We start from the raw sequence: 12,750 nt of genomic DNA on the forward strand, positions 1-12,750 counted from the left end.
ACCGGCGGCGGGCCCCGCGGCGGCCCCCGGCGCGGCCTCGGCGAGCGCGGTGGCGGGCTCGGCGCCGACCGGGATCTGCTCCCGCGGCGGTGCCTGCGGGCTGGCGGGGGAAGGGGTCTGCCAGGCCGCGGCCGTGTGTGCGGGGCCGGTCTCCTGGGGGCCCAGGCAGGCCATGGCGGCGGTGGGGACGCCCACGACGGCCAGCGCGCCGACGGCGACGGCTATTTTCCGGTAGTGCGTCTTCTTGCGGTGCTTCCTCATGCGTGACCTCACTCGGTGATCGCGAGCTCCCGGCGCCAAGGCCGCGAGGCGCCGGAGGAGCCGCCATTCTGAGAAGCCCCGTCGAGGGATGGCAAGCCGGGGCGTGGGCGCACCGCCGGGGGTGAGGTGCTGCGGCTTGAAAGGGCGGGGGAATCGTGCATGGCACCCGTTGCGACGCATCCGGGTGAACCTGACGCACCGCCGGAACCGACTCCCATCAGCCATGTTGGGGGCGGGCAGATAAAAGTCGACAATTCCGTTTCTGGTGGAGTGCGATATGTCCATGGCAAACACAGACAAAAGCCGATATGCGTCCGTCTGGATGATCTCCGACCGCCGACCGGACCGCCACAGGCGCTGTGTCTCATGTCACGGAACCGCAGGAGGGTGACGGTGCAGCGACTCCTGACGTTTGTTCTGATATTCGGCATAAGGGTGTGTTAGGGATAGGCGGGTAAGATCACCGAAATGGGAGGTATGTTGCTATGCGCACGACTCTTCTCCGCGTGACGACCGCGCTGGGCACCGCGGCGGTGCTGGCCCTCTGCGGAGCCGGCGCGGCCGGTGCGGACGGCGTGGGCAGCGCCGGCATCGGGAACTCGGGCGTCGGGAACGCCGGGATCGCCAACTCCGACATCGGGAACGCGGGCATCGCCAACTCGGGCGTCGGGAACGCGGGCATCGACAACTCGGGAGTCGGGAACGCCGGGGTCGCCAACTCGGGGCTGGGCAACGCGGGCCTCGGGAACACCGGCCTCGGCAGCCACGGCATCGGGAACTCGGGCGTCGGCACCGCCGGTATCGGCAACTGAGACGGCTCCCCCGGCCCCGCACCCCGAGCGGCACGACGCGTCCGGCCCCCACCCCGGGCGACGCGCCCGGGGTGGGGGCCGGGGCGGAGTGCGGGTGGCGTCCTACAGCGTCGGGTAGTCGGTGTAGCCGCGGGCGTCGCCGCCGTAGAAGGTGGACGCGTCGGGGGTGTTGTAAGGGCCGCCGGCGCGCAGCCGGGCCGGCAGGTCGGGGTTGGCGATGAACAGGGAGCCGAACGCGATGACGTCCGCGACGCCCTGGTCGATCAGGGTGAGGGCGCGGTGGTCGGTGGGCCCCTCGGTGGCCGGGTTGAGGATCAGCCGGCCGGAGAACTGCCCGCGCAGGGCGAGGGTGGTCTCACGGGTACCGGCGGGCTCCATGATGTGCAGGTAGGCCAGGCCCAGCCGGTCGAGGTGCTTGACCAGCGCCTCGTAGGTCGGCCGCGGGTCGGGCTCGTCGATGTCGTTGAACGGGTTCCCGGGCGAGACGCGCAGGGCCGTGCGGTCGGCGCCGATCTCGGCGGCCACGGCCTCCACGGTCTCGACGGCGAAGCGGATGCGGTTCTCGACGGTGCCGCCCCACGCGTCGGTGCGCAGGTTGCTGCCGGGCGCCAGGAACTGGTGGATCAGGTAGCCGTTGGCGCCGTGGAGTTCGACGCCGTCGAAGCCCGCCTCGACGGCGTTGCGGGCGGCCGTCGCGTAGTCGGCGACGGTCTGGCGGACCTCGGCGGCGGTCAGCTCGCGCGGGGTGACGAAGTCCTGGGGGCCGTCGGCGGTGAACACCTGGCCCTTGGCCGCCACGGGTGAGGCCCCGACCGGCACCAGGCCCTCGGGGAGCAGGGAGGGGTGGCCGATCCGGCCGGTGTGCATGAGCTGGGCGAAGATCCGGCCGCCCGCGGCGTGGACCGCTTCGGTGACCCGGCGCCAGCCGGCGACCTGCTCGGCGCTGTGCAGGCCGGGGGTGAACGGGTACCCCTGGCCCACGACCGAGGGCTGGATCCCCTCGGTGATGACGAGACCGGCCGAGGCGCGCTGGGCGTAGTACTCCGCCGTCAGCTCCGTCGGCACTCCGCCGGCGGCGGCCCGGCTGCGGGTCATCGGAGCCATGGCGATGCGATGGGCGAGCCGGGTGGCACCCACGCCGATGGGGTCGAAAGCGCTGGTCATGTCTGCCCTCACAGAATTAATTGGTCGGCCAATGATTGGCTTCGCAGCCACCGTACACCCATTCCTTGGCCGACCAAGGTAAAATCTTGGCGGGACGACCAGGCGGAGGAGCCGAACGATGACGACGCACGTCGCGCAGGAGCGGGGCGGCACCGCGCCGCAGGGCTGTCCGGGGCCGCCGAGCGCGGTACTCGACGGGCCGGTCAGCCACGCCCTGAGCCGGGTGGCCCGGCTGCACCGCATCGCCGCCGGGCGGCTGCTGCGGGACCTGGGCCTGCATCCGGGGCAGGAGTTCGTGATGATGCACCTGTGGGACAACGGGCCCGTGCGTCAGTCGGAGCTGATCAAGAGCGTGGGCCTGGACCCCTCCACCGTGACGAAGATGCTCCAGCGCCTCGAACAGGCCGGGCACGTGCGCCGCAGCCCCGACCCGGCCGACCGCCGGGCCTCCCTCGTCGAGGCGACGGAGACCAGCTGCGGTCTGCTCCAGCGGGTCCGGGAGGCCTGGGCCGAGCTGGAACGCCAGACCCTGGCCGGGCTCGACGGCGCCGAGGGCGCGGAGCTGCTGCGGCTGCTGCAGAAGGTCGAGGGGGCGCTCTGCGCCCGGGCGGCCGCGGACACCCCCTGCCGGGCGGAGGCCGCGGACGGCTGAGGGGCCGCGCCGCACGGGGCGCCGGCGGCTGCCGCCCGTACGCGCGAGGGCGCCGCGCCCGCGGTTCCCGTACGGGGTTCCGCGCGCGCGGCGCCCCCGGCGCGCCGGCCGGGTGGGGCGTCCTGTGTCAGGAGAGCCGCACGGCGTCCGGGTTCTCCTTCAGCCAGGCGCGGACCGCCTGCTGCTCCCTGCCCTTGCCGGTCTGCTGGATCTTCGCCTCCAGCCCCGTCAGCTGCTCCTCGGTGAGCCTGAAGTCACGCAGCCAGCGCGCCACTTCGGGCTCGTCCCGTGCGAACCCCTTGCGGGCGAGGGTGTGGATGCCGTCGCCCTCACCCCAGGCTCCCCTGGGGTCCTGGAGCTTGGTCAGCTGGTAGGAGGAGTACGCCCAGTGCGGTGACCACAGCACCACGGCGACGGGCTCCTTCTTGTCGTAGGCCCGCTTCAGCTCGGCGAGCATGCCCGGCGTCGAGCCGTCGACGACCCGGTACTCGCCGTCCAGGCCGTACTCCTTGAGGACCTTGTCCTTGAGGAGCGACATCTCGCCGGCGCTCGGCTCGATGCCGATGATCCTGCCCTTGAACAGGTCGGACTTGCCCTTGAGGTCGGCGAGGGAGCGCACGTCCTTGACGTACGAGGGCACGGACAGCTCCAGCGAGGTCGGGCCGTACCAGGAGCCGAGGTCCTCCAGTCTGTCCCCGTACTTCTCCCGGTACTGGGCGTGGGTGACGGGCAGCCAGGAGTCGGTCTGGAAGTCGATGCCGCCGCCCGCGAGGCCGGTGTAGAGCGCCCCGGCCTCCAGCTGGCGGGCGTCGACCTTGAAGCCGCGCCGCTCCAGGAGTTCCTTCCAGAGGAAGGTGGACGCGACGCCCTCGTCCCAGGGGATGTACCCGAGGGAGACGGTGCGGCCCTTGCCGGTGTTCGCGGCGCCGGCCGGGCCGGCCTGGGCTTCGCCGGATCCGGCGAACGTGTTCAGGGCGCCCGCGGCCAGGGCGAGGACGAGTACCCCGGTGACGGCGTGGACGGGCTGGGGCCGGTGACTCCACAGCCGGGCCGCGCCGCCGGCGGCGGACCGCGCCCCGGCCAGGGCGCGCCGGCCGAGCGGGGAGACGTGGCGGCCCAGGGCTCCGGTCATCCGGTCGAGGTACATGGCCAGGATCACGATGGAGACGCCGGCCTCGAATCCGAGGCCGATGTCGACGTTGCCGATGGCCCGGTAGACGGCTCCGCCGAGTCCGCCGCCGCCCACCATGCCCGCGATGACGACCATGGAGAGGCCGAGCATGATCACCTGGTTGACGCCGGCCATGATCGTGGGCAGGGCGAGGGGCAGCTGGAGGCGGAGCAGGATGTCGCGGGGGGCGGTGCCGAAGGCCTCGGCCGCCTCGACGAGTTCACCGTCGACCTGGCGGATGCCGAGCTCGGTCATCCGCACACCGGGCGGCAGGGAGAAGATGATGGTGGCGATGATGCCCGGGACGACGCCCACGCCGAAGAAGACGATGCCGGGGATCAGGTAGACCATGGCCGGCATCGTCTGCATGAAGTCCAGTGCGGGGCGCAGGACCGCGCTGGTGCGGTCGGAGCGCGCGGCGAGGAGGCCGAGCGGGACGGCGACCGCCAGGGTGATGAGGGTCGCGACCAGGACCAGGGACAGCGTGGACATGGCCTCGGACCACAGGCCGAGTGAGTCGACGAGCGCGAGGCCCGCGAAGGCGAGCAGGCCGGCGAGCAGGCCGCGCAGCCACCAGGCGGCGACGGCGAGGATCCCGGCGAACAGCAGCGGGGCGGGGGCCGACAGCACCGCGTCGAGGCCGTCGTCGAGAGCGGTGACGAGGGAGCCGATGGTGTCGAAGAGCCAGGCGAGGTGGCGCTGGAGGAAGCCGACGCCGCCGTCGACCCAGGCGCCGAGGTGCAGGCGGGGCATCAGGCGGCCACCCCCGTGCAGCGCAGCGGCGGTCGTCGCTCGTCGCCGATGAAGCCGACGAGGCGGCCCTGCGGTACGGAGCCGACGACGGCGCCGTCCGCGCCGGTGACGGCGACCGGGTGGGGGACGCGGACGCTGACGGCGCACACGTCGGCGAGCGGGGTGTCGGCGCTCACGGTGGGGCAGTCGCAGGGGCGGGAGCCGTCGGGGGCCGGGGCCATGACGGCGTCGGCCGTGAGGACGCGCGAGCGGTCGACGTCCTGGATGAAGGAGGCGACGTAGTCGTCGGCGGGGCGGGTGAGGATGTCCTCGGCGGTGCCCTGCTGGACGACGCGGCCGTCGCGCATGACGGCGATGCCGTCGCCGAGGCGCATGGCCTCGTTGAGGTCGTGCGTGATGAAGACGATGGTCTTCTTGAGGGTGCGCTGGAGTTCGAGGAGCTGGTCCTGCATGTCGCGGCGGATCAGCGGGTCGAGGGCGCTGAAGGACTCGTCCATGAGGAGCAGGTCGGCGTCGGTGGCCAGGGCGCGGGCCAGCCCCACGCGCTGCTGCATGCCGCCGGACAGCTCGTCGGGCCAGGACGTCTCCCAGCCGCCGAGCCCGCACAGCTCCAGGGCCTGCGCGGCCCTGCGCTCGCGCTCGGCCCGGGGGACGCCCTGGACCTCCAGTCCGTAGCCGGCGTTTTCCAGCACGTTGCGGTGCGGGAACAGTGCGAAGTGCTGGAAGACCATGCTGATCCGGGTGGAGCGGACGCGGCGCAGGGCGCGCGGGTCGAGGGCGGTGAGGTCCTCGCCGTCGAAGAGGACCCGCCCGGAGGTGGGTTCGAGGAGCCCGTTGAGCATGCGGAGCAGGGTGGACTTGCCGGATCCCGACAGGCCCATGACGACGAAGATCTGGCCCGGTTCCACCCGGAAGGAGACATCGATCACAGCGGCCGTCGTACCGTCGGCGCGCAATGCCGCGCGGTCGGCGCCCTCCGCGAGCGCGCGGACCGCGGACGCGGCGCCGCCGGGGGTCCTTCCGAACACCTTGTAGACGTGCTCGGCCTGGAGCGTGGACACATACACCTCACGAGTCGTACCGGAAACGGCACGCCGCCGCCTTCCGGAGGACCGGGGGACGGCGGGCCGTGGAGCGGGGCGGGATCTGCCCGCGTGTGTCCTGCGCAGCCGTCCCGAGAGACCGGAGTGCAGGGTTCCGCTCCAGCGGCCCCCCTGCCCGGCCTTAACCTGCGCAAACGCAAAGGTGAGTTACCTCACGTGTCGGCGCCGCGTCGCGCCCGCTGGAGGAGGCCGGCCCGCCCGGTGTCCGTGCGGCCCGGCGCCGCCGGACCCGGAGAGCGGGCGTCCGCGCTCATGGGGCGGCGGGGCCGTTCTCCTCGGCGCGCGGCCAGCACCGGCCTTCGAGGGCCTCGGCGCTGCGGTTGAGCCGGACCAGGGCCTCCTCCAGCTGCCGTACCTCCTCGGGGGACCAGTCGGCGACCACCCGGGCCAGGCAGGACCGGTTGACCTCGCGGTCGCCCGCGAGCCGGCGCCCTCCCTCGGCGGTGATGCGCAGCTTGCGGGCCATGCCGCCGTCGGGGTCCGCGACGCGCTCGGCCAGCCCGCAGCGCAGCAGTGCGGCCGTCTGACGGTTCACGGTCGAGGTGTCGAGGCCGAAGGCCTCCGCCAACTGCCCGATGGACATGGGGCCCTGGGTGTCGATCCGGCTGAGCAGCAGGTACGCCGACCGCTCCAGGCGTTCGGGGTCGCGCTCGCGCCGGGCCAGCACCTGGTGCCGCGAGAGCAGCATCAGCTCCCGCTCCAGTTTCTCCAGCACTGCGCCTCCCGCTCCTTCCGGCGCTCCATTATCGCCGACCCGTCGTCCGGCGCCCCCGCGCCGGCACGGCGGCGGGACGAGGGCCGGACGCGGCAATATGCATGATACATAACGTGTGTACTATGCACTTCTCGTTGGCATCCGACGAGCCACAGCCTCAACCCGGAGGACCCGCATGACCGTCACCACGTCCACCGCCTCCCGCGCGGCAGAGATGCTCTCCCGGCCCGTCACGCTGAACGGCCTGACCGTCCCCAACCGCATCGCGATGGCACCGATGACGCGGATGTTCTCCCCCGGGGGCGTGCCGGGCGAGGACGTACAGGCGTACTACGCCAGCCGGGCCGCGGCCGGTGTGGGCCTCATCGTCACCGAGGGCACCTACGTCGGCCACGAGTCCGCCGGCCAGAGCGACCGGGTGCCGCGGTTCCACGGGGAGGAGCAGCTGGCGGGATGGTCGAAGGTCGCCGCGGCCGTGCACGAGGCGGGCGGCACGATCGTGCCCCAGCTGTGGCACATCGGCATGGTGCGCAAGCAGGGCGACGCCCCGTACGCCGAGGCGCCCGCCGTCGGCCCGTCCGGCATCCGCGTCGACGGGACGGAGGGAACGGGCAGGGCGATGACCCGCGCCGACCTCGACGACGTCATCGGCGCCTTCGCCGACGCCGCCGCGGAGGCCGTGCGGATCGGCTTCGACGGCGTCGAGCTGCACGGCGCGCACGGCTACCTGCTCGACCAGTTCCTGTGGGAGCGGACCAACCGCCGCACCGACGCCTACGGCGGCGACGCGGTGGCCCGTACGAAGTTCGCCGCGGAGATCGTGGCCGCGGTCCGCGAGCGGGTCCCGGCCGACTTCCCCGTGATCTTCCGCTACTCGCAGTGGAAGCAGGAGGCCTACGACGCCCGGCTCGCGCAGACCCCCGAAGAGCTGGAGGCGATCCTGGCGCCGCTGGCGGCGGCCGGGGTCGACGTGTTCCACGCCTCCACCCGGCGCTACTGGCTGCCGGAGTTCGAGGGCTCGGACCTCAACCTGGCGGGCTGGACCAAGAAGCTCACGGGCCGGCCGACCATCACCGTCGGCTCGGTCGGCCTCGACGGCGACTTCCTCCGCTCCTTCGCGGGCGAGGGCGCGGCGCTGGGCGACATCGACAACCTCCTGGACCGCATGGAACGCGAGGAGTTCGACATGGTCGCCGTCGGCCGGGCGCTGCTCCAGGACCCGCAGTGGGCGGCGAAGGTGCTCGGCAACCGTTTCGACGAGCTGAAGCCGTACGACGCGGCCGCCCTGAAGTCGCTCAGCCGGTGACAAAAACCCGGAACGCGGATTTTCCCGCCTCCACCGGGAGGCGGGGAAATCCGCGAGCAGGGCGGGAACAAAAGTCCTGAGGACCGCGGGCGTCCGGCCCCGGAATTTCTTTGTTCGTCCTTCAGGTATCCGCCGACGAATCCGCGGTAGTCACCCCAGACGCGCTCGCGCTTGTCCCAGGAGCTGCCCCAGCAGGACGCCGTCCAGATCGTCTCGCTCTGCGCGTTGTCGGCCGGCGGCGAGGAGATCCACTCCTTCACCGGGCTGTGGGAGAAGTCGCAGCCGGGCACGTACAGGTAGTGGTAGGCGCTGCCCGGGTACACCTTCGTGGTGTCCCTGCCCTTGACCTGGAAGTTGGTGCGCACCGAGACGCGCGAGACCTTCACGCCCAGGAAGGTGTCGGTGTACGCGTACGAGGCCCACATGTCGTGGTAGCCGGCCGCGGCCAGGGCGGCGGTCGAGTTCGGGGAGGCGGCGTCCTCGCCGCCGGCGGACTCGCGTTCCACCACGACGTCGCCGCCCGCGAGCACGGAACGCGTGATGCCGGAGGCGGCCGGGGACTCGGCCGCGGCGAACATCTGCGCGATGACGGTGCGGTCTTCGAGCAGGTCGAGGAAGCGGCTCTTCTTGGCGTCCGAGAGGGCCGCGAACACCTTCGCGGTCTCCTTGGCCCGCTCGTCCCCCTGAGCCGCCTTCATCGCGAGGTAGGCCTGGTACTTGGCGGCCCGGGAGGCCTGCGAGACGAGGCCGTCGTCAGCCTGCGCCGAGCCGGGCACCATCGCCAGGACGATTCCGGCGAGGGCGACGCCGGCGGTGGTGGCCAGGGGTCAGTCGGGCGGTTCGCACCTCTTGGGGAGGGTCACGGTTCCGGGACGCCGCTCGAAGGTGTCCATCACCAGCCACTCGTCCAGCGCGGGGTCGTAGAGGTTCTGGACCCCGAACTGCAGCACCTGCCAGAAGGTGCCCCGGTCGTGCTCGTCGACGTAGACGTCGCCCAGGGCGAGCGGGAGCCGGGGGTGGTTGCCGGGAGGGAGGTCCGGGAGGACCACGCCCACCCTCCAGTGGTTCACCCGCCGCTCGGGGGTCCGCCGCAGTGTCTCCCGGCCGACGAACCGGGCCCCCTCCAAGAGCCGGTTCAACGCCTCCAGGTCGAAGCCCGGGATGCGCGAGCAGGGATGCTCGTTCAGGCCGGGCCACTTGTAGGTCAGCGTGTAGAGCGTGCCGTGGTGGATCAGGTTGGTGAACCAGATGGGGTACTGCGGGCCCCCCGCGGTCATCTGGCTGTCGCCGTCCCTCCCCTCCCAGGTGAACGGCACCGTGATGTCCAGGTCGCGGACGATCCACTTGCCCCTGCCGCGGAAGTCCCGGGGCAGGCGGGGCGGGGGCGGCGCCGGTGCGGCTTCCTGGCGTGCGGCCCCCGTCCGGGGTGCGGCGGCGGCCCCTGGAGCGGCCGCCAGGACGAGAACGGCCACCCCGGCGAGGGCGGCGGACGCGACCGTCCGGCGCGTGCCCTTCGAACGCATGCTGTTCCTCGGCTGTCGTGGTGGGTGCCGTCCCGGCGCGGGACGATCATGCGGTGCTGGGACACCGTCCCCGGAACCAGCCATTCCGAAACCGGGCGCCCACGACGGCCACCCGCACGCCCGCAGGCGGACGGGCGGCGGTGCGAGCGGCGGCGGTGCTACACCGCCCCTTGTGTCCGGCGTTCCCGCGGCATGGTGTGCAGCAGTTCCAGCCGGCGCTGGACGGCTTCCGTCGCACCCGGGCGCCGTCCGGGAACCCGGCGGCGCAGGGAGACCAGGCGGGGGCCGAGTTCCCGGGCCCTGGCCGCGTCCCGGACGGACTGCCACTGGTGGTGGGCACGGTCGACGGCGGCCTCGACCTCGGGGGCGTCCGCGGCCTGGTGGCGGGCGAGCCGGGCGTCGACCGCCGCCATCCACAGTGCGCAGCTGGCCGCCGGGTCACCGGCGACGTGGGCGAGGTCGGCGCGGACCTCCAGCCAGTGGACGGCCTGGACCGACCCCGGACCGTAGGTGCGCACCGCCCAGTCCTCCCACTGGGCGGCGAGCGAGGCCGCCCGCTCGTGGTGCCCGGCACGCGCGGCCGCCAGGATCGCGGGAAGCGGGTCCTCGGGGGTCACCGCGGCGACCGGCGCCGTCGGTGCGAACGGGGCGGGTGCCGGCGCGGCCTCCACCGCGAGGAACAGGGCCCCGGCCTGGTCCTGGCCGGCCTGGGCGGCGGCCTTCGCGTGGAGCTCGGCCAGCGGCGGGGTCAGGCCGCTGCGCCAGATGCCGGCCACGGCCTGGAGGTAGGCCGGGGCCGCGACCCGGTTGCGGGGCGGCGGAGGGGCGACGCGGCCGTGCAGCGATATGCCGGGGCCGAGCGTGAGGCCTTCCGCGCAGGTCTTCTGCCAGGTCTCCGGTGTCGCCACCAGGTCGACGAGGACGGTGGTGGTGCCCGGGCGCCGCGGTTTGAGCTCGCCGGCCATCCAGGCCCAGGGAAGTCCCGTGTAGCGCAGGGTGGACGGCGTCGTGCGGGCGAGGGCCAGGTGGATGCCGTGCTGCCTCGTGTCGAGGTGGAGCTGGCCGGCGAGGAGCAGTGTGAGGGGGCCCGGGGCGGCCGCGGCGGCGCGGATGCGGGTGAGGACGGTCTGCTGATCGGTCGGGTCGGCCAGCTCGACGATGGTCCCCGCGTCGGTCCGGGTCAGGGAGCGGGGCGGGCAGGCCGCGAGGGTCGCCAGGACGCGGGTGGCGTCGATCAGCCGGCCCTTGCCGGGCGGGGCGGCCGCCAGGAGCAGCGCGGTACCGGGTGTCGTCGTCTCGCCTGTGATCACAGCAGCACCGTACGCCCTTACCCGCGCCCGGTGTTCCCCCCACCCCTCCCGCCCGGGCCGGTGGCGGACCGTTGACGCGTCGGCGTGCCGCTCCCCCGCGCGGGCGATGTGCGGAGGGGACGCTCTCCTGCGTACGGTGGATTCCTCACATTCCGGGGGATCACGTGCAACCACCACGACCCGCCCACTCGTTACGGGCGGAAGCGGCGTTCCGGCTCCGGCTGGCGGAGGCCGGCGCGCAGCTGCTCGAAGCGGCCTGGCTGGGCAACTCGGTTCCGCACGCGGTGCGCTGCGCCGCCGGGCATCTGGTCGCGCCGCGGCCGGCCAACCTCCAGCAGGGACAGGGGATCTGCCGGGTGTGCGCCCGGCGGTGTCCGCAGGCGGCGGAGGCCGCGTTCCGGGACCGGCTCGCCGCGGTGGGCGCGGTGCTGGTGGAGCCGGAGTGGAAGGGGGTCCACGTGCCCCACCGCATCCTGTGCGCCGCCGGCCACGCGTCGCGGCGCCGCCCCTCGGCGGTCCGGCGTTCGGAATGGGTGTGCCGGTCCTGCCCGCGGTCCCGGCCCGGCCGTTCCGGCTCACCGTAGGCCCACCGGCCCGACGCGGCGGCGCAAGTGGGACCACCGGCGAGCTCGCCCCCGCCCGGCGGCAGGTGCCCCTGCGGGCCCGGGCCCTCAGCGACCGGGACGTGGCGCCCGTTCGCATGGAACGCAACCTACAGCCCCGGGACGGCGGCGGGCGGGGGGTCCGGGGCCGGGTGAGTGACGGATCCCGTGGCGGGCGGCGTGGCGGGGCCGGAACGGGCGGGACCGTGCGAGGGTGCATGGGCCTCTGCCAGCGCCACCCACGGGGAGTCTCGCCGGTGCTCGAACGTAAGAAGCTCAAGGGCCGCACCCAGGTCACCTTCGTCCTCCCGGGCGACGAACCCGCCGGTCCGGTCAGCGTGGTGGGGGACTTCAACCACTGGAACCCCGCCGCGCACCCGCTGGAGGTCCGCGCCGACGGCATGCGCGCGGCCACGGTCACGCTCCCCGCCCACAGCGGGCACTCGTTCCGCTACCTGGCGGCGGGCGACTACTGGTTCGACGACGAGCAGGCCGACGGTCATGACGGGGCCAACAGCCGCATCCACACCTGAGGTGCCCTCGCGCGGCGGCAGGAGGGCACGCGGATGGAGCAGGAGACCGGAGGCCGGGCCACCGGCACGCATGGGCGACCGCACCCCGGGCAGATGCCCGGGATACAGGAGGTGTGCCATGACCAGTGGAAAGGACCGCACCGGCCGGCCCGCGGCCCGCAGCGCGGAACCGCACGCCGTCCACGTGAGCGGGGAGATGGATCTCGGTCACGCGGAGCAGCTCAGGGCGATGCTCAAGGCAGCCCTGGACGAGGCCCCCGACGGCGCGGACATCGTCGTCGACCTGCGCGACTCGTCCTTCTGCGACTCCTCGGGGCTGAACGTGCTGCTGGCGACCCAGCAGCGGGCCAGGGCCGCTCGGCACCGCCTCGTGCTCGCCGCTCCCAGCCACCAGATGGTCCGGGTGCTGGAGCTCACGGGCTCGACCGGTCTGTTCACCCTCGTCCCCGCCCCTCCGTCCTGACCGAACCGCTGCGGGAGAGCACATGAGTTGGGCTTCGTGGACCACGCTCGGCGTCTTCGCCGGACGGGGCGGCGTACGGACGGAAGAGGAGGGGATCCTCACCGGCGAACTCGACGTCCACACCACCTGGACCGAGGCGGAGGGCCTGGCCCACGTCACCGTGCAGTACAGCGGCGGGGCGCACTGGCTGACGCTGTCGGGCAGTCCGGTGGCGTGCGCCGGCGAGGAGGCCAGCCGGGCGTTCCACGAGGCCGTCGTCGAGGCGGTACGCGCGGGCGGTCCCGCGGTCGTCCCTCCGTGGAGGGGGGGGGGGGGGGGGGGGGGCGGCCCCGGCGGGGGGGCGGCCGGCGGGGCGGCCGCCCCCCCGCCCGCGCGCCCCCCC

At 73.6% G+C, this 12,750-nt stretch carries 14 protein-coding genes and 1 pseudogene; 8 read left to right on the plus strand and 7 right to left on the minus strand.

The window, feature by feature from the left end; all coding sequences use genetic code 11:
* Window positions 1-261 (minus strand): annotated as a pseudogene (locus tag WDV06_RS33335) (CAP domain-containing protein); the annotation flags it as partial.
* A 485-nt stretch (window positions 262-746) separates the two neighbouring features.
* Here WDV06_RS33335 and WDV06_RS33340 point away from each other — a divergent pair.
* A complete protein-coding gene (locus tag WDV06_RS33340) occupies window positions 747-1,073 on the plus strand; it encodes a hypothetical protein (protein WP_395513559.1) in 327 nt (108 codons plus the stop codon).
* Between the two features lie 102 nt (window positions 1,074-1,175).
* On the opposite strand, the gene WDV06_RS33345 is transcribed toward WDV06_RS33340, so the two are convergent.
* Window positions 1,176-2,237, minus strand: a complete 1,062-nt coding sequence (locus WDV06_RS33345; protein ID WP_395513560.1) for an alkene reductase — start codon at window positions 2,235-2,237, stop codon at window positions 1,176-1,178.
* A 118-nt stretch (window positions 2,238-2,355) separates the two neighbouring features.
* On the opposite strand from WDV06_RS33345, the gene WDV06_RS33350 reads away from it, so the two are divergent.
* Window positions 2,356-2,889 (plus strand): MarR family winged helix-turn-helix transcriptional regulator, encoded by a 534-nt coding sequence (locus WDV06_RS33350; RefSeq protein WP_395513561.1) that lies wholly within the window; start codon window positions 2,356-2,358, stop codon window positions 2,887-2,889.
* A gap of 127 nt (window positions 2,890-3,016) precedes the next feature.
* On the opposite strand, the gene WDV06_RS33355 is transcribed toward WDV06_RS33350, so the two are convergent.
* From WDV06_RS33355 to WDV06_RS33365, 3 genes are all read right to left on the minus strand, one after another.
* A complete protein-coding gene (locus tag WDV06_RS33355; protein ID WP_395513562.1) occupies window positions 3,017-4,813 on the minus strand; it encodes an ABC transporter permease/substrate binding protein in 1,797 nt (598 codons plus the stop codon).
* Window positions 4,813-5,874: a quaternary amine ABC transporter ATP-binding protein gene (locus tag WDV06_RS33360; protein WP_395513563.1), complete on the minus strand. Its 1,062-nt coding sequence runs from the start codon at window positions 5,872-5,874 to the stop codon at window positions 4,813-4,815. Before WDV06_RS33360 ends, WDV06_RS33355 begins: the two co-directional genes overlap by 1 nt.
* A gap of 292 nt (window positions 5,875-6,166) precedes the next feature.
* The gene (locus WDV06_RS33365) at window positions 6,167-6,604 is read right to left on the minus strand and encodes a MarR family winged helix-turn-helix transcriptional regulator (RefSeq protein ID WP_395513572.1); all 438 of its coding nucleotides are present in this window, start codon (window positions 6,602-6,604) and stop codon (window positions 6,167-6,169) included.
* 202 nt (window positions 6,605-6,806) lie between these two features.
* Here WDV06_RS33365 and WDV06_RS33370 point away from each other — a divergent pair, with 202 nt between their 5' ends.
* Both WDV06_RS33370 and WDV06_RS33375 read left to right on the plus strand, forming a co-directional pair.
* Entirely contained in the window at window positions 6,807-7,937 is a 1,131-nt protein-coding gene (locus WDV06_RS33370) for an NADH:flavin oxidoreductase (protein WP_395513564.1), read from the plus strand.
* A gap of 171 nt (window positions 7,938-8,108) precedes the next feature.
* Window positions 8,109-8,237, plus strand: a complete 129-nt coding sequence (locus tag WDV06_RS33375; RefSeq protein ID WP_395513565.1) for a hypothetical protein — start codon at window positions 8,109-8,111, stop codon at window positions 8,235-8,237.
* 527 nt (window positions 8,238-8,764) lie between these two features.
* Here the strand turns inward: WDV06_RS33375 and WDV06_RS33380 are convergent.
* The gene (locus WDV06_RS33380; protein ID WP_395513566.1) at window positions 8,765-9,460 is read right to left on the minus strand and encodes a hypothetical protein; all 696 of its coding nucleotides are present in this window, start codon (window positions 9,458-9,460) and stop codon (window positions 8,765-8,767) included.
* Window positions 9,461-9,618: 158 nt separating this feature from the next.
* A complete protein-coding gene (locus tag WDV06_RS33385; protein WP_395513567.1) occupies window positions 9,619-10,770 on the minus strand; it encodes a hypothetical protein in 1,152 nt (383 codons plus the stop codon).
* Window positions 10,771-10,934: 164 nt separating this feature from the next.
* Here WDV06_RS33385 and WDV06_RS33390 point away from each other — a divergent pair, with 164 nt between their 5' ends.
* The 4 genes from WDV06_RS33390 to WDV06_RS33405 all read left to right on the plus strand — a co-directional run.
* Window positions 10,935-11,354 (plus strand): hypothetical protein, encoded by a 420-nt coding sequence (locus tag WDV06_RS33390; RefSeq protein WP_395513568.1) that lies wholly within the window; start codon window positions 10,935-10,937, stop codon window positions 11,352-11,354.
* A gap of 275 nt (window positions 11,355-11,629) precedes the next feature.
* Window positions 11,630-11,905: an isoamylase early set domain-containing protein gene (locus WDV06_RS33395; RefSeq protein WP_395513569.1), complete on the plus strand. Its 276-nt coding sequence runs from the start codon at window positions 11,630-11,632 to the stop codon at window positions 11,903-11,905.
* Between the two features lie 118 nt (window positions 11,906-12,023).
* Window positions 12,024-12,368 carry an STAS domain-containing protein gene (locus WDV06_RS33400; RefSeq protein WP_395513570.1) on the plus strand — a complete coding sequence of 115 codons (345 nt, stop codon included), beginning with the start codon at window positions 12,024-12,026 and terminating at the stop codon, window positions 12,366-12,368.
* Between the two features lie 22 nt (window positions 12,369-12,390).
* A partial coding sequence (locus WDV06_RS33405; RefSeq protein WP_395513571.1) for a hypothetical protein occupies window positions 12,391-12,750 on the plus strand: 360 nt, incomplete at its 3' end.

Source organism: Streptomyces racemochromogenes, assembly GCF_044129415.1.
GTDB classification, from domain to species: domain Bacteria; phylum Actinomycetota; class Actinomycetes; order Streptomycetales; family Streptomycetaceae; genus Streptomyces; species Streptomyces racemochromogenes_A.